This window comes from Bradyrhizobium sp. Pa8 (genome assembly GCF_052588265.1).
In genome coordinates, this window is sequence record NZ_CP176767.1 from 6,270,809 (window position 1) to 6,288,765 (window position 17,957).

23 protein-coding genes and 1 pseudogene are annotated in these 17,957 nt (G+C 62.7%); 13 read left to right on the top strand and 11 right to left on the bottom strand.

Annotated elements, in window-relative coordinates; all coding sequences use genetic code 11:
• Positions 1–638 precede the first annotated feature (638 nt).
• From ACKWRH_RS29775 to ACKWRH_RS29800, 6 genes are all read left to right on the top strand, one after another.
• Complete coding sequence (locus tag ACKWRH_RS29775) at positions 639–839, top strand: hypothetical protein (RefSeq protein WP_445216412.1); 201 nt, start codon at positions 639–641, stop codon at positions 837–839.
• Between the two features lie 738 nt (positions 840–1,577).
• Entirely contained in the window at positions 1,578–1,754 is a 177-nt protein-coding gene (locus ACKWRH_RS29780) for a hypothetical protein (RefSeq protein ID WP_445216413.1), read from the top strand.
• Between the two features lie 588 nt (positions 1,755–2,342).
• The gene (locus ACKWRH_RS29785; protein ID WP_445216414.1) at positions 2,343–3,356 is read left to right on the top strand and encodes a glycosyltransferase family 2 protein; all 1,014 of its coding nucleotides are present in this window, start codon (positions 2,343–2,345) and stop codon (positions 3,354–3,356) included.
• A 1,472-nt stretch (positions 3,357–4,828) separates the two neighbouring features.
• Positions 4,829–5,065, top strand: coding sequence for a DUF6894 family protein (locus ACKWRH_RS29790; protein ID WP_445222494.1), 237 nt, complete (start codon positions 4,829–4,831; stop codon positions 5,063–5,065).
• Positions 5,066–5,399: 334 nt separating this feature from the next.
• Positions 5,400–5,591 carry a hypothetical protein gene (locus ACKWRH_RS29795; RefSeq protein ID WP_445216415.1) on the top strand — a complete coding sequence of 64 codons (192 nt, stop codon included), beginning with the start codon at positions 5,400–5,402 and terminating at the stop codon, positions 5,589–5,591.
• A 124-nt stretch (positions 5,592–5,715) separates the two neighbouring features.
• Complete coding sequence (locus ACKWRH_RS29800) at positions 5,716–6,006, top strand: hypothetical protein (protein ID WP_445222628.1); 291 nt, start codon at positions 5,716–5,718, stop codon at positions 6,004–6,006.
• A gap of 880 nt (positions 6,007–6,886) precedes the next feature.
• On the opposite strand, the pseudogene ACKWRH_RS29805 reads toward ACKWRH_RS29800, so the two are convergent.
• Together ACKWRH_RS29805 and ACKWRH_RS29810 are read right to left on the bottom strand one after the other, a co-directional pair.
• Positions 6,887–7,045: pseudogene (locus tag ACKWRH_RS29805) on the bottom strand (DUF2798 domain-containing protein); the annotation flags it as partial.
• Positions 7,046–7,052: 7 nt separating this feature from the next.
• Positions 7,053–7,304 carry a hypothetical protein gene (locus ACKWRH_RS29810; RefSeq protein WP_445222629.1) on the bottom strand — a complete coding sequence of 84 codons (252 nt, stop codon included), beginning with the start codon at positions 7,302–7,304 and terminating at the stop codon, positions 7,053–7,055.
• A gap of 438 nt (positions 7,305–7,742) precedes the next feature.
• Here ACKWRH_RS29810 and ACKWRH_RS29815 point away from each other — a divergent pair, with 438 nt between their 5' ends.
• Together ACKWRH_RS29815 and ACKWRH_RS29820 are read left to right on the top strand one after the other, a co-directional pair.
• On the top strand, positions 7,743–7,931 hold the full coding sequence (locus ACKWRH_RS29815) for a hypothetical protein (RefSeq protein ID WP_028158398.1): 189 nt from the start codon (positions 7,743–7,745) through the stop codon (positions 7,929–7,931).
• 147 nt (positions 7,932–8,078) lie between these two features.
• Positions 8,079–8,318, top strand: a complete 240-nt coding sequence (locus tag ACKWRH_RS29820; protein ID WP_014494096.1) for a DUF6894 family protein — start codon at positions 8,079–8,081, stop codon at positions 8,316–8,318.
• Between the two features lie 3 nt (positions 8,319–8,321).
• Here ACKWRH_RS29820 and ACKWRH_RS29825 read toward each other — a convergent pair whose 3' ends face one another.
• Positions 8,322–8,576: a hypothetical protein gene (locus ACKWRH_RS29825; RefSeq protein ID WP_085404272.1), complete on the bottom strand. Its 255-nt coding sequence runs from the start codon at positions 8,574–8,576 to the stop codon at positions 8,322–8,324.
• A 102-nt stretch (positions 8,577–8,678) separates the two neighbouring features.
• Positions 8,679–8,975 carry a hypothetical protein gene (locus tag ACKWRH_RS29830; protein WP_445216416.1) on the bottom strand — a complete coding sequence of 99 codons (297 nt, stop codon included), beginning with the start codon at positions 8,973–8,975 and terminating at the stop codon, positions 8,679–8,681.
• A 363-nt stretch (positions 8,976–9,338) separates the two neighbouring features.
• On the opposite strand from ACKWRH_RS29830, the gene ACKWRH_RS29835 reads away from it, so the two are divergent.
• Positions 9,339–9,803: a PaaI family thioesterase gene (locus tag ACKWRH_RS29835; RefSeq protein ID WP_445216417.1), complete on the top strand. Its 465-nt coding sequence runs from the start codon at positions 9,339–9,341 to the stop codon at positions 9,801–9,803.
• A gap of 123 nt (positions 9,804–9,926) precedes the next feature.
• Here ACKWRH_RS29835 and ACKWRH_RS29840 read toward each other — a convergent pair whose 3' ends face one another.
• Entirely contained in the window at positions 9,927–10,220 is a 294-nt protein-coding gene (locus ACKWRH_RS29840) for an HdeA family protein (RefSeq protein WP_014494092.1), read from the bottom strand.
• Positions 10,221–10,398: 178 nt separating this feature from the next.
• On the opposite strand from ACKWRH_RS29840, the gene ACKWRH_RS29845 reads away from it, so the two are divergent.
• Entirely contained in the window at positions 10,399–10,647 is a 249-nt protein-coding gene (locus ACKWRH_RS29845; RefSeq protein ID WP_445216418.1) for a PilZ domain-containing protein, read from the top strand.
• 46 nt (positions 10,648–10,693) lie between these two features.
• On the opposite strand, the gene ACKWRH_RS29850 is transcribed toward ACKWRH_RS29845, so the two are convergent.
• A complete protein-coding gene (locus ACKWRH_RS29850; protein WP_445216419.1) occupies positions 10,694–12,742 on the bottom strand; it encodes a pyrroloquinoline quinone-dependent dehydrogenase in 2,049 nt (682 codons plus the stop codon).
• A complete protein-coding gene (locus ACKWRH_RS29855; protein ID WP_028152662.1) occupies positions 12,743–12,967 on the bottom strand; it encodes a hypothetical protein in 225 nt (74 codons plus the stop codon).
• A gap of 151 nt (positions 12,968–13,118) precedes the next feature.
• On the opposite strand from ACKWRH_RS29855, the gene ACKWRH_RS29860 reads away from it, so the two are divergent.
• Together ACKWRH_RS29860 and ACKWRH_RS29865 are read left to right on the top strand one after the other, a co-directional pair.
• Positions 13,119–13,523, top strand: a complete 405-nt coding sequence (locus ACKWRH_RS29860; protein WP_445216420.1) for a hypothetical protein — start codon at positions 13,119–13,121, stop codon at positions 13,521–13,523.
• Positions 13,524–13,637: 114 nt separating this feature from the next.
• Entirely contained in the window at positions 13,638–13,967 is a 330-nt protein-coding gene (locus tag ACKWRH_RS29865; RefSeq protein WP_445216421.1) for a hypothetical protein, read from the top strand.
• 59 nt (positions 13,968–14,026) lie between these two features.
• Here the strand turns inward: ACKWRH_RS29865 and ACKWRH_RS29870 are convergent, their stop codons facing one another.
• Complete coding sequence (locus ACKWRH_RS29870; RefSeq protein ID WP_445216422.1) at positions 14,027–14,494, bottom strand: DUF6691 family protein; 468 nt, start codon at positions 14,492–14,494, stop codon at positions 14,027–14,029.
• 5 nt (positions 14,495–14,499) lie between these two features.
• Positions 14,500–14,928: a YeeE/YedE family protein gene (locus ACKWRH_RS29875; protein ID WP_445216423.1), complete on the bottom strand. Its 429-nt coding sequence runs from the start codon at positions 14,926–14,928 to the stop codon at positions 14,500–14,502.
• Positions 14,929–15,089: 161 nt separating this feature from the next.
• Here ACKWRH_RS29875 and ACKWRH_RS29880 point away from each other — a divergent pair, with 161 nt between their 5' ends.
• Positions 15,090–16,259 carry a GNAT family N-acetyltransferase gene (locus ACKWRH_RS29880; RefSeq protein WP_445216424.1) on the top strand — a complete coding sequence of 390 codons (1,170 nt, stop codon included), beginning with the start codon at positions 15,090–15,092 and terminating at the stop codon, positions 16,257–16,259.
• Positions 16,260–16,266: 7 nt separating this feature from the next.
• Here ACKWRH_RS29880 and ACKWRH_RS29885 read toward each other — a convergent pair whose 3' ends face one another.
• Both ACKWRH_RS29885 and ACKWRH_RS29890 read right to left on the bottom strand, forming a co-directional pair.
• Complete coding sequence (locus ACKWRH_RS29885) at positions 16,267–16,932, bottom strand: DsbA family oxidoreductase (RefSeq protein WP_445216425.1); 666 nt, start codon at positions 16,930–16,932, stop codon at positions 16,267–16,269.
• 76 nt (positions 16,933–17,008) lie between these two features.
• Positions 17,009–17,830, bottom strand: a complete 822-nt coding sequence (locus ACKWRH_RS29890; protein ID WP_445216426.1) for a helix-turn-helix domain-containing protein — start codon at positions 17,828–17,830, stop codon at positions 17,009–17,011.
• Between the last annotated feature and the right edge of the window lie 127 nt (positions 17,831–17,957).

Sequence of the window (17,957 nt, forward strand, 5' to 3'; positions counted from 1 at the left end):
CCCCTTCGTATCGACTGGTTGATCCCGATGGACCATCTTGAAGATGCGGAGCTTAGCAAAGCGCCCCGTTGCGGCGTCGATAAACCCGGCAACATCGGCGGACTTCAAGATCGGCAGACCTTATGAACGTTTGCCGCGATGAACGTTGCCGCGTCCGTTCTCTGGGCTTTGGCGACACGCCCACCCCAACAACATGGCGCTCAATTGCGGGCGGAGGGTGCTGTCCGTATTTGGCCCCCAGTGTCCCAGGTTGAATTCGGCAGTGTCCCGCAACGTGACATAAAGCCTTGGCACAGGTTGTGCAGACTAATCGTTACCGGGGTTTTGCATCGACCTCTCCGGGGCTGGAAAGCCGCCGCCCGCGCTCATTTTAAGCGGGCGGCGTTTTTATTGATGTCCTGATCTGACAGAGCTCGTGTCCTAATTGGGCCGGCACTCGGATTTTGGCGCTGGCCTGTTTCCGAACGCGGTGGCCTGGTTTGATCCTGGGAGCGTCCCAGTTCGAGAAGTTAACATTCGGCAAGGAACCCAAATTCTCGCCGTGCTATTTTCATTCATCACAGAACGGACCGTGGCTTTTATCTGTGATGAGAACGCCATTAGCGCTCCCGCCTTCCTCTCATGGAAAGGAGCGCGCCATGTTCAAACGGCGTCGTTTCAAGCAACAGCTTACGTTTCAGGACCGCCTGTCCGCATGGGCGAAGCAGCTCGAAGAGCGGGCCGCGAAACTTCCGCCGGGTGCAGATCGTGAAGCCCTCGTCAGGAAGGCCCGCCAAGCCGACGTGGCGAACCATCTGGACGAGTGGGCGAAGTCGCCGGGCTTGCAGCCGCCGAAGTAAGGCCCATGATCAAGCAGCCTCACATCAATCCGTATTCAGTTCACGCGCGTATCTGCCTTGGCATCGCGGCCTTCGGCGCCGCACTGTTTGTTGCAGCGCTCTTCATGGGTGTGCGGTAACGCCGCCACTGACTTCAGTCAGGCCACCTGTCCTGATACGCGACACAAAACCTTGGCACAACTTGTGCAACATCATCCTCACCGGAGCTTTGCGCTAAACCCACCGGGGCTGGAAAGCCGCCGCCCGCGCTCATTTTAAGCGGGCGGCGTTTTTGCTTCTGCCACTCATAAATTTCTCAGTGTCCTAATTCGATTTGCCGCGTGTCCTGATTGGGACGGCACCCGGATTTTGGTGCTGTCCTGTTTCCGACCTCAGCGCCCCATTTCGAGATGTGAGTGGCCGGAGTTGTGTACACTTTTGAACAGAACTCGCCGGCTCGAAGTGCGTTAATGGAGCATCACAGACCGGATCGTGGCTTTTATCTGTGATGAGATCGCCCATCACAGCGCTCCCGCCTTCCTCTCATGGAAAGGAGCGCGCCATGTTCAACCGGCGGCGTTTCAAACAGCAGGTCACTCTTCAAGATCGGCTAGCAGCTTGGTCTAAGAAGGTTCAAGAGCAGGCCGGCAAGCTTCCACCGGGTCCGGCACGAGAGGCCCTGATTAGAAAGGCGCGGCAAGCCGACGTTGCGAACCATCTGGACGATTGGGCGCGATCTCCCGGCTTGCAGCCGCCGAAATGAAGGACTTCCAGGCTTCAATCGAAAAGCTCCGGAAGGACGCGGCAGAGGCCGCCCTGATCCGCGACCTTGCGACTGACAAGGTCAAGCGCGAAATGTACGACAGACTGAATCTACATTTTAACAGGCTGGCCGATGAGGTCGAGCAAGCCATAAAGTCCAGCGGAGCAAAGTAAGGCGCCTCAGTTGGCGGCCTCTTTCATTGATGTCGCTTGTTTCCGGCCGCAGTGCCTCAAGTTGAATTTCGAAGTGGCCTGATTTGGTTTCTCTTGGCGCATGGACTGCGCCGTGCAACTCCGTCATTTGGATCAAGTCCAGCGGCACGTCGCCAAAGGCAAGCGGCAGCATCTCGCCGAGCAGAAAGAGCGCATTGCGGACCTTGCTACGTCAGGCCCGACGCCAGCGAAGCACGCAAGCTGCTAGACAACTCCTACGCCTCGCAGGCGCAGCATATCCAACACAGTGACCGCATCCCGAGAGCGTTGGAACAGTAGGACTACAGCCTCATCTATAGATCGGTGAGGCCCGTGGCACACACTGCACACACGGTAAACTTACCACAGTCGGCCGCTTCGAAACGTCGCGGCCTGCGGGAACAAATGTCATGCGAATGGACGATGACCGCGTCCCAATCGTCTCCCTAGCATTTACGCGCCTCGTTCGCTCGATTCGAAAACGTTCAAGCTGCTCTGCGAACAGGCTCAAGCCGAAGAAGGGTCTGCCACTTCCAGCCACGACCGCTTCGATCAACGAGGTACGACTGAATGGATCAATTGTACGCCGAGCGGTTCGATAGCTCCCAGAGTTCGGAACACCGCCCATTCATTTCGGTGGCAATACCCACCTTCCGTCGACCGGAGATGGTGCACCGTGCGATTGAAAGCGTGCTGCAACAGGAGCACGCCGACTGGGAAATGGTGATCAGCGACGATGAAGGTCCAGAGGGCGCGACTTGGAGCATCCTGTCCGAGCACGCGCGGAGCGACCCGCGCATTCGCGTTATCGAGAACCACCGCGGCCGGGGCCAGGTTGAGAATACCAACAACGCGATGCTCGCATGTCGCGGCGACTGGATCAAAGTGTTGCACGACGACGACTGGCTCACGCCAGGATCGCTTGCGACTTTTGCGGAATTGGCGAGGACGTATCCCACCGCTGCGTTCATGACCTCCACATCTCATCTCGTTCAGGACAGCGGCATAAAGTACCGGCGAGGACGCCAAGTTTATCTGTATTCGGGCCAGCAGTGCCTGACGGATCTCTATCTGGCGGGCAAGACCCGATTGCTTGGGATTGTCCCGTCGACCCTGCTGATCAACGGCAAGGTCATCCGCGCCGGTTGCCTGATGCGAAACTACAAGTCGATCAGTTGGGGCGTGGACCAACTGTTCTTTCTCGATCTCGCCCGCCAGGGCGACATGGTGGCGATCGACGACGGTCTTGTGTTCTACGACACGACCAACCACGCGAGCATCACGGCATTGGGATCGTTCCCTCAGATTGACCAAGAGACCATCGAACTCAAGCACCTCGCCTGGAGCCTTCTGGAGGATAAGCGCGGACTTCCCGATCCTGAAACGATGGTGCGTGCATTGCGGGTTGCCCGGCTGCGCACACGGATCCTTCAGCAGCCCCTGAGCGCAACGATCCGCGATGCGCTTCAAATCTTGCGCCCCTCGGTTTTGAAGGCGGCCAACCTGGCGATCCGAGCCTGGGCGCGTGCACCGGGTGCGATTGTAACCTTACCGGGGATCGCTCATTGCACGGATTTCTTGTGAGATCATTCGGCAGTTCCGGTGTCAGACTTGCCACAGCTGCGTTTGGGACACCGAGATAGGTGACCGAAAATCAGTCCCCCCAAAGCCGCTCCCGTCTCCCGATCCGGAGCGCACCGGGCAAGCCCGACAGGCCGCCAAAGAGCAAGCCGACGCCCCCGGGAATTCATCCGAAAGCTTCGCAAGATGAATTAAGGCCGTCTCGGTGGCGGCACATGCGAAGGCGCAGCAGGGTCTGCCGTGGCCCATCGGTCGCGGGAATTTTTGGCAATGCGGCGGACTTGACTGCCGCTCGCCCGCATAGACATCGGGCGCAGCCCAAATGGACCGCCGGCCAATGGGAAGTGCGACGCCCAGGCCAGCGGCTCCAAGGGATGGCTTGAAGGGATGGCTTGAAGGGATGGCTTGAAGGGATGGCTTGGGCCCAGGCTCAGTCGTTCACTGGGCTAGCCAGAAGCTGATGCAGCAGCCGTTCGGCCTGTCCCTGTCAGATTGGCCGCAAACTCTGTTTCAATGATCGCCAGGCCCTTGCGCTCTCGGTCGGAGATACTCCAACCGATGCCACCCATCCGAATGAAAAAATCTGCTCTGCGAGGGTGCTCGGTCAGGCAAATACGCACGTCCCCGTCGTCTGCCAATTGAAGACGATAGGGAAACCATGCCGCCCTCGAGATGCATTTGCGCATGTGAATGCGGGTCAGGAAAATTTGGTAATTATGTGCTGAAACGAACAGAGGCGCGGTGAGGGTCGACTAAACTCGGATTCGCTTGGTCTTTGCCAAGGGCCAAGCATCCCCAAGCGGCCCCGGCCTTCACCCCTATCAAGCCCCACCGGCCGGGGCCGTCTTCAGGGACGAGCCTGTTTCCTGGCCTGGTGGCCTTGGATTTCGGGAGTGACCCGTTTGTGGCGCAGAACACAACCTGACGACGAATACCTGTGGTAGGATGCGAGGCATTGCAACGCCAAGGGTCGTCAGCGCCCCGCGTGGGAACCGTATTAGGGTTGGGCTGTTGACCCGTTTCATAGATGGGCTCAATTATGATCGACGCTGCTAAATGCGAGGAACTCGCAAATCAATACAAGGCCCTCTCTCAAGCATCCGGGGTTTCGGCGGAGAGGGCCTTCCTGTTGAAGAACATCGCGCGGAGCCTCACGGGCGTGGCTAGCCAATTGGATAGGCTGGCCGCCCTTATGAGAGACGAAGCAAGGGTCACGCCGCCACAGCTTTAGCTGGACGCAAAGCGGATCGAGACCGTCCGTAAAAGCAGCTATGATTAACCTGGTTCAAGGCGCCCCGCGTCCGCATCTACCATTGCCCAACCTGCAAGCGGCGGTACTGGAATTCTCGTCGGCCAACGGGACGCCAACCACGCCTCGGGGTTGGAACAGCACCCGGATTGCTGCCGCCGAAATAATTAGGAACGGTCCTCTCAAGGCGGGGTTGGCGGCGATACTCTCTCCGAGAGGCGGCGCGATGGTCCGGTACTTTTTCGATATCCGAGACGACACCGGCCTCTATGCCGACGAAGAGGGATTGGAGTTTCAAACCCAGCGCGAAGCAGAGATCGAGGCGACGCAGACACTGAGCGGCCTCGCGCGCGACTTGGCGGCACACGAGGATCGAACAGACGTTGCGATCGAAGTCCGCACCGACGCCGGGCGGGTGTTCCAGGCTGCCCTCATCTTCGAGCCGCCGACGACGAAGCAATAGGCCGCCACAGCTCGCCACATTGGGCGCGCACGTCGCGACGGAGCAAGACGCCTCAGTTGGCGGCCTCCCCGTCTCACCATGTATCGATTTAGTCCCGGGCGCCCTTTGAAGGGGTCCAACTTGATCGGCCCATTCCCCGGAGCGCTCGCCCGACCCCCATCCGGGATAAGCGATCTACCCCACTCTGCCCCATCACTTTGCCCCATCTCAGTCCGCCGCGCGGGCGGCGGTTCGTCGTCATGCCTCCGATCGATTTGAATTGGAAGCTACAGTATGTAACGCTAAATTCAGTAGCACTACTTTTCGTACCATTCGAACAACCTCAGGAGGCATGATGAAGGCAATCCTCAAGATCGCCCTGGCGCTGTCTGTCCTCGCCGGCTCGGTGTCGGCCCAAGCCCAGATATCGAATACCGCGACGGCATCGGGCGGCCCGAAGGTCGGCGCAAAGGTGACGAAGAAGTCTCAGTTGCACGACGGCTGCCACAGCCGGTACGCCCAGATGATTGGCAAGCCCTGCCATTAGAAGCCCTGCTGTTAGAAGCCCTGCCGCTAGCGGGCAAGCGATTCAAAGATGATGAGAGGCCGCCTCGGTTGGCGGCCTTTTTGATTTTTGCCGATCCTCCGCATCCGTCGCCCTTCGACTGAAGATGACGCGCATCAAAGACGCAGCCGCTGCCCGCCGTCATAATTCCGCAATCCTGCGGCATCGAACCTTTTCTGCGGTGTCCGGCTTTCTTCGGGATGTGATCGCAACGATGGGGACCTGGAACATGACGGAAGACACGCATCCCAGTGCTGTCAGGCGCAATCACCTCCTGGAGGCGGCGCACGAGGAGATGGTGAAGTTCGAGCGGAAGGAAAACGAGTTTCGCAAGAAGGACCGCGAAGAGCGCGCCGCCGAACTCCGCCTTCCCCTGGGTGAAATCAAGGTCCACTGAGCCTGCCGACTGGCATCGGATCTGACCAAGGCTGCCCCGCGATGGGCGGGTAGCCGCTGTCCCGGCCGTCGGGAATGCGTGTCGCAGACGTGGGCCGGCAGAGCCAGACCCTGTTCATGTCGAGGACCCGGCATTGCGCGTCGGGGGTCCGCGTTGCGCGCGGCAATGGTAGCCAAATACCTTAACTAAGCCATTGATCGCACAACGAAAGCGCCCGACCCCCTACTGTGCATGGGGTTGTTTTCCATGTTTTGAAAGGGCGCGGCGGCGTCCTGGGTGTCCACCCAGGATCGAAGCGCCTGCTTTAGCCCGGTCCGGCCTCGACTGTCGTCCGCCGGTGCGCCTTACAGCAGCGCCAGCAGCACGAGGCCGATCACCAGCACGACGAAGCCAGCCGCCGTCGCGGCGGCGAATGACCGCTCTACGTTATCCATGATGCCACCCCGCTGCCGGCGCACCACGTTTCCCCCATGGCGTCGCCGACGATGCGAAATCTCGCCGAGGGGTGTGGCTCCAGTGGTGCGATCGGGTGGCCAAATTGGGACGCGTGCGGGGCCAGTCTGCGGCTTCCCGACGCGGATTTCGGAGCCGCCGTCAGGCACCCGTAAGCCTGGTCTCCTAGTCTGGCTGTGCCCGGTGGACCAACACCGGGCCTCCATACACAGTCGAGGACCCCGCTCCGCCCAGAGCGGGGTTTTCTGTTTGAGGGCGCGGACACGCGGCAAGGTTCAAAGCCGATCTGCCGGCCCTGTCAGGCTGTCGTAAGCTCAACCGGCTAGGGTCATCTGGCTACGGTGTTGCAGCCCAGCACCTCAGCCTCCAATAACCTTTCACCCGCTTGGCTCTCCCCAAGCGGGTTTTTTCATACGTGCCGGCCACCTCATCGAGCTCTCTCCTCTCGCGTCAGCCGTAGCGAGAAGGCGCGGATCGCAGGCGCTGCGAGCAGCACGATCGGCAGCATCGCGGCCTACGCGATCAGCCACGACATCATCCAGTGCGCGAGGAAGACCGTCGCGGCAGTAGCGGGAAAGTTGGCCAGCGTTGGATCAGTGCCGCGAATCGGACAGCGGCGCGCGCCGCAGCGCGTCAGTACAATCGGGCCGGCTCGATAGCCCTTCGAAACGCCAGAACGTGACGACGCTGGTTTCGCCGCACTCTTCGCAGACGAGCTTCTCGTCACCGAGCATGAAGCGCGCGCGCTTGAAGCTCGATGCGGACGCGGGATGCCGGCAATGGGGACAGGTCAGCGAGAAATTCCGTGCACCCCAGCGCAGCACAAGATGACTCAGCCAGCTCACACCTTCCCCTTCGTGACATCGCGTTCGAACCGTCATTCACAAGCAGAGCATAGATACATGACACGCAAAAGTGGCAATGTGTCGACCACACCTGTTCGCTTCGAACGCGGCGGCAACGCGCGCCGCTTTGGGTTCCACAAGATACGGGAATCCGGATCGCGCTTCGCAGCGATGTGTCAAATGCGCGGATCCCGCGTTCCGTGGTTCTCCGACCATGAACAGAGTTCCTCGGCGTGGCACGGCAAGACCGGGTGAATTGCCATGCCTTGCTCGAATTCCGTGCACGGTTTTCGGAACCTAATTTCGTTTGTTTCGGACCGCGCGCGGTTCCAAAGATTACCGTGAACTACCCAAGGCTTACCGCCAAATTTCGCTTGTCGCAGGAATATGGTCACGCCCAACATGTTCACCGGTGATGGGTGAATCGTGGAGGCGACCATGAATCACAGGGGCGTTGAGTTCACCGTTGCCAAGACGGCGCTTCCCGGAGTCTGGCAGTGGCAGTTCCGCATCGGTGACGAGATCAGGACAGGCAAGACCGAGACGAAGATCGATCTGCTGGCGATCCGGCGCGTGCAGCTGCGCATCGATCGGGAGCTGAAGGCGATCGGGCGCAAGACCGCATGAATGGACCACCCGAGCCGGGTTCAGCAGCCACGCGCGCCCGCGAGGTGTGGTCCGTAGCGGCCCGGAATTGATCTGTCCCGGGTTTGGGATTGCACTGCGCGCGCCCATGGCCCGGGAGGCGGGACCATCATGTGACCGGTGCCAGCCATGCCGCTCTACTTCTTTCGAATTCGGAACGGCCGCTATTCCGGCTGCGCGGACCAGGCGACGGAATTTGCCGATCGCGATGCCGCCTGGAAGATGATGACCAGCATCTGCGCCGACATGGCCGCCGGCCTCGCGCGCAAGCTCAACGAAAATTCCGAATGGCACATGGAGTTGCTGGACGAGGCCAAGGAGCCCGTGTTCCGGATCCGCATCGTTGCGGAATCCTTCGAGGAGACTTGACGCCTAGTCGGCGCTGGGCAGCCGCCGCATGGTGAATTCGATGTCGCCGCCCGGCAGTTCGCGCCAAGTCTCGACCGCGCTCATATAGCCGGCCTTGGGATAGCGGGCGAAGAAAGCCTCCGCCCTCGCCCGCGCCGCCGGGCGCGGCAGAGTGAATGTCTCACGCAAAAAGCCATCGCCGCCGCGCTCGCCCGGCTTGCCGCCCATCTTGCGCCGGCGCGCCATCCGCTCGGCGAGATCCCGCGGACGATCGGCCATGCCGTTCCTCCTCAACGCAATACGCTCTCGGAGATGTAGGAAGCAGGCCGGCCGAAGAGGAGTCCCGGCCGGAGGCATCAGCGCCTCCGGTCGGGCAGAAGGTCAATTGGCGGTCGTGCCGGACTTCTTCTTTGGCGCGCTGGTTGCGGCCGATGCCTTCGGCGCAGCCGCCTGCTTTGGCGGGTCGGAACGCATGCCGCCCCAGGGATCGTTGGACGCCTTGGAGTCCGGAATCTTCTTCAGCGTTTCCTTGTAGGCCTTGTCACGCTCGGCTTCCGCGGCCTTTTCCTCGGGGGACTTGCCCGGGCCTTCCTGCAGCAAATTGAGATTGGGCATTTGCGCGTAGGCCGGTCCCGCCAGCACGGCCAGCAGCACCGCCGCCATACGGAAAAGCTTCATCATTGACTCCTTGATCATCCATGAAGGGCGGGTCAACCGCGCCTTGTCGTTCTTGTCAACGGCCCGCCAAGGCCGAATGGCGCGCTAGAGCCGGTCCGATCTGCACGATTTCGGCGCCTGCAGCCAGTCGTCCCAAATCGGGCCGCATCTGGTGCACCCGTCCAGCGCGAGACCCAGCGCTATCAGCCCAAACACGAGGACACACCGACGCAACATCGCCCACCCGTTCCCAAGCCCGGTATCATATCGGGCCAAGTCAGGCATTTTCAAGCCGACAGAGCCGACCGAAGACCGGGTGACTTCGCCGCGCCGATGCGCGCAGAATGGCCGAAACATCCAGCAACACAGGGGGGACCGACAGCAATGCCATCGCAGCCAGAAGCCGAGTTCAGCATCGCTGAGGCCAGACGCATACTCGGCGAGGTCTTTGCGCCCTGGGTCCAGGATCTCAACCTCGCCGTCGAGCGCCTCGAGCACCTGCCGCCGCCGGACGAGCCGGACTGGCAGCCGGGCGCGCTCCTGCGCATGCCATTCTCGGAGCGGCTGTGCCGCAACGGCGGCGTGGTGTGCGGCCAGGCGCTGATGGCGCTCGCCGATACCGCGATGGTGATCGCGAACCTCGCCGCCAATCGCGGCTATCGTCCGATGACGACGGTCGACCAGACCACGCATTTCATGCGCGCGGTCTCCTCCTCGGATGTGCTCGCCGACGCGCGCGTGGTGCGACTCGGGCGCACCATGAGCTTCGGCCGCGTCACGCTGCTTTCGGCCTCCGACAACAAGCAGGTGGCGATGGTGTCGAGCGCGTTCGCGATGCTGCCGGGCTGAGCATCATCCCAAAAGAAGAGAGCCGCGTGAGCGCGCAAGGCGCTCCACGGCTCTCCGATCAATTTCGCATCGAAGCGAGGGACTGAAGCGCGATTGCGTCCGCGCTTCAGTCAGCTTCAGGAATTACTTGCCGAGAATTTCGTCAGCCGCGGTGACGACGCTGACGGTCGGATTCTTTCCGCAATAGGCACCGAACTTCTTGGCGTTCTCGATGAACACCTCGGTGTCGATGATCGCGTTGTCCTCGTCGCCCTTGTACCAGCCGTCCATCCAGGTCAGCACGACCGCGATGTTGTCTTCGCCGCTCTCGAGGAACTGCTTGCAGGTCATGGTCGAGAGGTCCCACTTGACGGCGTGGGCGGGCATCGATGACAGCGAGAGCGCTGCGGCGAACAGAAGCGATAGCGTGGTCTTCATCAATATCTCCATCGGCGCGTAACGCCATAAAGGAAGGGCTTGTGAGGAAAGTCGGCGGGAAGTGACTCACCGCTCCAACGTCGTAAACGAAGTCTGAAGCGCTGTGCAAGTAGCGCCAGTATTGAGTTTATTTCAACGTAATTTCTATGCACTACTTCACAATCATCGTTATGGATTAATGCCGATGATCGAGAAACGGGCAGCGCAGCGTTACCGTGTTTTCAAGGGTGGAACGATCACCTTTGAAAGCAGCGGCATCGCGTGCACGGTGCGAAACATGTCGGAAGGGGGCGCGGCGATCGAGCTCGATTCCCCCGTCATATTGCCGCAATCATTCACGCTCTCGATCGCGCGCGACAATTTCGTACGGAATTGCCGCACCATATGGCGCAATGACAGGCGCATCGGCCTCGCTTTCGTACGATAGCGCGCGCGATGTGAACAACCGTTCGCATCGCATACACAACGCAGCATCATGCTTGCTTTATACGACGTCGACGACGCCAGCGCAGGCTCGCGATGATCAGCACGATGATCGCGAACGCAATTGCTGACGACGACACCCAAAATCGTCCGCCCGGACGATCGATGGTGCGCGACCATAGCGACGGCCCTTCACCCGGCCGCGCCAGGCGAAACGCAACGACGCTGTCGCCGATCGAGGTGCCAACCTCGGAGTGGCCGCCGGCGCCGATCGCGACATACTGCTCGCCCTTCCAGAGATAGGTCATGGGGTTGGCGACGCCGGGCACCGGCAGCCGGCCTTGCCACAACTCCCAGCCGCTTCGCGCATCGAAGGCGCGCAGATAGGCATCCATCGCGCCGGTGAAAACGAGACCGCCCGCGGTGACCGCGAGCCCGTTGACGAGCGGCGCGCCCCACGGCAGCGGCACGCCGAGCGGCGCAAGATCTTCCGTGGTGCCGACCGTCGAACGCCAGAGGATCTTGCCGGCCTTCAGATCGACCGCGACCATCTCGCCCCAAGGCGGCTTGTTGCAAAGCAGCCCGAACGGCGACGTCACCACCGCACGCGACATCGCAAACGGCGCGCCCTTCTGCTGGCCGAAATCATGACCGGGCGGCGGATCGAATCCAGCCGCCTCCGCACGCGGAATCAGCTTGATGAGATGAACGGCGCGGGCGGTGTTGGCGTAGAGGATCTGGTTGACCGGGTCGAAGGCTGCGCTACCCCAGTTGACGCCGCCGCCGGTGAAGGGAAACTCCGCCGTGCCTTGCGTCGAGGGCGGCGTGAACAACCCCTCGTTACGTGCCCCCGCGAACTGCCTTTCGCAAGCAGAGCGCCCCAGGCCAGGGAGGAGCGAGAGCGCATCCTCAGTCGAGATTTTTTGCGATGTCAGCGGCGGCACATGCGTCGGGACTGGCTGCGTCGGCGACAGTCGTTCACCTTCCGCGCCGCCTTGCGGCACCACGCGCTCTTCCACCGGCCACACCGGCTTGCCGGTATCGCGGTCGAGCACGAAGACAAATCCCTGCTTGGTCGGCTGAATCACGACATCGCGCTGGCCGTCCCCGGTTTCGATACGCGTGAGCGTCGGCTGCGACGCGAGATCGTAATCCCAGACGTCGTGATGCACGGTCTGGAATGCCCACACGAGCTCGCCGGTCTCGATGTGCAGCGCGACCACCGAATTGGCGTGCTCGTTATTGCCCGGCCGCTTGCCGCCCCAAAAGTCCGGCGACGGCGAGGACGTCGGCAGGAAAACCAGCCCGCGGGCCGCATCGACCGACATCGGCGCCCAGACATTGGCATGACCGCCTTCGATGCCGTCGCGCTTGAGCGGCTCGAAAGTCCAGCGCGGCAGGCCGCTGCGCGCATCGAACGCGCGCACCACGCCGCTCGGCGCGTCGACGCGGCGGTTGTCGCCGATCGCGGAGCCGACCACGACGACACCGCGGGCGACCGCCGGCGGCGAGGTGATCTGGAATTCGCCGGGCCAGTCCAGCTTCATGCCTATATCGGGCCTGACCTCACCGCCAGTGCCGAAACCGGCGCAGGGAATCCCGGTCTTTGCATCGAGCGCGATCAGGCGGACATCGTTCGTGCCCATGAAGATGCGCGACCGACAGGCGGCATTCGCGGGCGCTTCATCGTCGATCCAGTAGGTCACGCCACGGCAGACATAGCGGTTGGCGGGCCGCTGGTTGGTCGCGATCTTCGGATCGAAGCGCCATTTCTGCGCGCCCGTGCCGGGATCGAGCGCGATCACCTCATTGAAGGGCGAGCAGAAGATCAGGCTGTCCTCGACGAATAATGGTGTCGCCTGGAATTTGGTTCGCCGCATCACCTCAGGCGGCCGCGCCGCGAGATCACCGGTATGGAATTCGAAGGCCCGAACCAGATTGCCGACATTGTCGGGCGTGACCTCCCGCAAAGGCGAGAAGCGTGAGCCGCCGGGATCGCCGCCCCAGCTCTCCCAGGCGATGCCTGGCCACGACGAAAACAAGAGGAACACGATGGCGGCTGCCGACTGACACAGACGGGTCGCCAACGTCCCCCTCATTTATTTGGGCTTCTTGGCAGGTTCAGCGGGACGGGCTCCGCTCCACGGGTCGTACTTCTCCTTGGGCTCCGGAATGCGCTCGAGCGCGGCCTTGTAGGCCTTTTCGTCGACCTTGGGCTTGTTGTCCGACTTCGCTTCGTTCGGCTGGCCTCTGCTGCGGCCCTGCGCCTGCGCCGACGCAGCCGTTAGTGCGAGCACTGCGGCCGCGATGACCAAGATCCTCATTGATTCAATCCCCCTCGCCTGGGGCACAAATTAGCCTGCAACCCCGCAATAGCAAATGCCGGGGGGCCGCGATTTCAGCAAATCTTGATCGGCCGGGACTTTGCCGGATCGCATTCCTGCCTATCTGTTGTCCGGCGGGGGACCTTCACGGATGTTGCGGATTGTTGCTCATGCGGCGCTGCTGGCCAGCGCCCTCGCACTCGGTTCTTGCGGCTTCGCCGACAGCCGCGCGCCGGTGCCCGAGTTCATGCGCCTGAAGGAAGCCGAGCAGCCGCCACCCGAAGCGCCCCCTGACGTCAAGCGCGTGGTCCGCGAGCAGATCAACGTGGTCTTCCTCAACACGTCCTATCCGCGCGAGGTGCACGTCGCCCCGCCCCATCGGGAGGTGCGGGGACCGGGCTGGACCGCCTGCGTCCGCGCGCAGCTCACCTCCGCCACCGGCTCCACGCTCGGCACCCAGATTTACATCGTGACGATATCAGGCGGAAAAGTGGTCGATCGCCGCCGCGCGGAAGCCGACGACATCTGCGGGACGGAAAGCTACGAGCCGATCTAGGAACAAATCACGCCGACACGCGCTCCGGTTCCGGGAAAAACCTGTAGTTCGCCCCGGAACGATCACCGCCTCCCCTTCTTGTTACCCCCGAGGGCAGTTTCGGAGGAGGACACGATGAGGACATTCACGATCGCACTGCTGGCTGGCGTCGGCGCCCTCGCTGCGGCGAGCGGCGCGAAGGCCGCCGATATCTACACGACCAGCGAATACACCAGCCCGGATCTCATTCAGCAGGTCCGGATGGTCTGCGACGATGCTGGCAATTGCTATCGCACCCGTGGCGGCTCGCGCGTGATCGTGCGCGACTCCTATGCGACCATGCCGCGCGATCGCTATTACGAGCGCCGCACCTATCGCGACTGGGACGATGGTCCGCGCGGCGGCGTCGGAATTCGGGCGCCCGGCGTCAGCGTTGGAGTCGGTGTCGGCGGCGACCGCTGGTAGTCACTGAAGCTGTGACAGGGCAGGACCGGACGAGATCCACTCGCCCGGTCCTGTCCATGTCAGGTTTCGAGCGGATCGGCCGGCGTGGCGAAGCGCGTTGACGACGGGAGCTGCGCGATGAAGCGGGCGAGCGCCATGCCGGCACACATCGCGGTGACGAAGATGAAAGCGGACGCCGAGCCAAATCCGAGCGCGGTGAGCGCAGGGCCCGGACAAAAGCCTGCGAGCCCCCATCCGATGCCGAAGACGGCAGGACCGGCGATAATTCTCGGATCGATGTCCTTTCGCGTCGGAACGTAGAAGCGGTCGGCGAAAAACGGTCGCGCGCGTTTCAAGACACAGCTGAAGCCGACGAAGGTTACCGCGACCGCACCTGCCATCACGAAGGCGAGGCTCGCATCCCACGTTCCGGCGGGAATTCCGGCGACGTCCAAGAAGTTCAGCACCTTTGCCGGATTCGACATGCCGGAGACGATGAGCCCGATACCGAAGACGAGGCCGATCGCGAATTGAATGAGGATTGCCATCGTCGTCAGCCCCAGTGCCGCATCACGAAGACAGTGGCGATGCCCGCCGACATGAAGGAGATGGTCGCGACCAGCGACCGCAGCGACAGCCGCGACAGGCCACAGACGCCATGGCCGGACGTGCAGCCGCTGCCCCATACCGCACCGAAGCCCGTGAGCAATCCGGCGACGATCAGCACCGGCGTTCCCGCCGCGATCGTTTGCACCGGCAGGCTTCCGCTGACAATCCGCACCAGGATGGGCGCGGCGACGAGGCCGGCGACAAAAGCGAGCCGGCCGGCGAACTCGCGGTCCTCGTAAGGCGGAAACAGCCGCGCCACGATGCCGCTGACACCGGCGATCCGTCCCGTTGCCCACATCAGGAGCACGGCGGACAAGCCGATCAACCCGCCACCAAGGAGCGACGCCATCGGCGTGAAAGGTGTGGCGATCATTGTGATCCTCCAGGTCGAGAGCTTCCATCATGGCATGCCGCGGCCTGCCGCCCGAATGCTCAATGAGACGTTAATATTACCATTCGAATTGAAGCGGCGTCCCAACGGAATTTTCCAATCTTTGCGCTAAGCATGACCTTCTGAACGGGGAACGACGGGACGTGGTCGATATCGCGCATCAGGCAGCGATCAATCCGGCATCGGCAAGGGCTGCCGCGGCAACGCGCGCGCTCGTCCCCCTCACGTCCATCGATCCCGGCCAATGGCGCGCGCTCGCCCAGCGCGTGATCGAGCCGAACGGCTATTACCTGCCGGGCTGGGAGCTCGCCGTGAGCGAGGCTGCACGCGGCCGCACGGACGCCTCGGCGCTACCCGCATTCGACGGCTCGTCGGCGCGGCTGATCGGGTTGATGCCGGTGGTCTCGCTCTGGCGCGCCTGGAAGATCCCCCTGCCCGCGCTGGTGAGCGCGCATCCCTATGGCACCCTGTGCAGCCCGCTGATCGACCGCGATGCGCCGATCGAAGCGGCCGCGCGGCTGTTGCAGCAGGCGCGTGAGGCCGGCGCGCATGCGCTCGTGCTGAACGACGTTGCACTCGACGGCGCGGCGATGAGTTCGCTCAAGGACGTTCTCAATCGCGACGGCCTGAAGCCGCGTATCCTCTCCTCCTACAACCGCGCCAGCCTCGACGCGACGCAGGACGGTGAAACGCTGTTGCATGGCGCGCTCGGCGCCAAGAAGCTCAAGGAGCTGCGTCGCCAGCGCCATCGCCTCGAAGAGCACGGGCCCGTCGCCTTCGAGGTCGCGCGCAAGCCCGACGAGATCGGGCCGGCACTCGAAACATTCCTGCAACTCGAGGCCAGTGGCTGGAAAGGCAAGCGCGGCACCGCGCTGATCCAGCATGCGGGCGATGCGACTTTCATTCGCCGCGCGGTTCCCGCGCTGGCAGAGACCGCGCAGTGCGAGGTCATCACGCTGCGCGCCGGCACGACGCCGGTGGCAGCCGGCATCGTGCTGCGCCACCAGGACCGCGCCTTCTTCTTCAAGCTCGGTATCGACGAACGCTTTGCAAGATATTCGCCGGGCGTGCAGCTCACGCTCGACCTTACCCGGCATGTCTGCGCCGATCCGGCCATCGCCAGCGCGGACTCCACCGCGAGCGCCGACCACCCCATGATCAACCCGATCTGGCGCGGTCGCTTCGCCATCGGCGACCTGCTGATTCCGCTGCGGCGTCACGATCCGGTCGTCGCGCTCATTCACGCGGCGCTGGCTGGCCTCAACGTCGCGCACGACGGCGCGCGACGCGTGGTGCGTCTGCTCCGCAAATAAGCGAAAGCTACTCTGCCGCCTGCGCGTTGATCTCCGCCGAGACCTCGCGAATGGCGCGGGCGAGCAGGTTCGGATCCTGCGCGCCGGAGACGGCGTATTTCTGCGCGAACACGTAGGTCGGCACGCCGGAGATACCCTTCTCGGCGGCCTCCTGCGCATCAGCCGACACGCGCGCGACGTCCTCGTCGGTGGCGAGGCGCTTGCGGACGTCGTCGGCATCGAGGCCGACGTCGGCGGCCGCCTGCACCAGTACGTTCACGTCAGTGAGGTCGCCGCCGTCGCGGAAATACAGCTCCATCAGCCGCTGCTTCATCTCGGGCGCCTTGCCGATCGCCTCGGCCCAGAGGATCAGGCGGTGACAGTCGGTGGTGTTGGGCTGGCGCGCGACCAGCTCGGGCTTGTAGACGAGGCCCTCCTCGCTTGCAGCCGCGACGACGCGGCCGGCAATGCCCTTATAGGCTTCGACCGAGCCGAACTTGGTGGTGAGATAGTCCTCGCGGCTGATGCCCTCGCGCGGCACCCAGGGATTGAGGAAAAAGGGACGGAAACTGAGTTTGACGGGAACGTCGGGCACGAGCGCGAGCGCGCTCTCGATCCGGTGCTTGCCGATATAGCACCAGGGGCACACCACGTCGGAGACGACATCGATCTGGAGCGGTTTCAACGTGCTCATAGCGCCTCCTTCGGGCGATGCGGGTTTGACCCAAGATAAGCCGAAGATAAGCCGAACCCGCCCCGAGGCAAGGGCGCTAGGTCATAGCTGCTGCCATCTGCTTGAGCCGCTCGGCGGTGCGCTCGTCCGCCGGGAAGAACGTCTCCAGCGCCAGCTCCGACAGCGTGATGTCGACAGGTGTGCCGAACACCATGGTGGTGGAGAAGAAACTTAGTATCTCTCCGCCACGGCGCAGCTTGAAGGGAATTGCGACATTGTCGCTCGACAGCGGCCCCGAGCGCGCCGGGATGGGGTAGCTCTTGAGGTCGTTATAGAGCTTGATCAGCTCAGGATCGGCCGTTGCCTCGCATTGCCGGTGCAGCCGCTCCAACAGGTGCCCGCACCATTCCGCGAGATTGACGGTGCGCGGCGCCAGCGCTTCAGGGTGAAACGCGAGCCGCAGCACGTTGAAGGGCTGGCCGAGCAGCCGCTGCGGGATGCCCTCGAGCAGCGGCGCCACCATGCGGTTGGCGGACACCAGATTCCAGTGCCGGTCATAAGCCAGTGCCGGGTTGGGCTCATGCGCCCTGAGGACGAGGTCGATCGCCTGGCGAGCCGATTTCAAGGCGGGATCCTCCAGCGGGCGCTGCGGAAACGCCGGCGCATAGCCGGCCGCGACCAGCAGCACGTTGCGTTCGCGCAAGGGCACCTCGAGACGTTCGGCGAGCCTGAGCACCATGTCGCGCGAGGGCGCAGCGCGGCCGGTCTCGACGAAGCTCAAATGCCGCGCGGAAATCTCGGCCTCGCCTGCCAGATCGAGCTGGCTCATGCGGCGGCGTTGCCGCCATTCGCGCAAATGGTCGCCGATATGGACCGGCTGGCTGCGTTCGGCCTGTGCCGTCGATGCGTGTGCGTTCATGCTAGAAAACCTAGCATGCCGATTTCAGCCCTTCCATTACCCGCGAGGTAATGAAAATTGGCATGTAACCATCTGAAATCGCTTGATCTCTTTTCGCAGACTCTGCTCGACGCCACCAAAAATACCA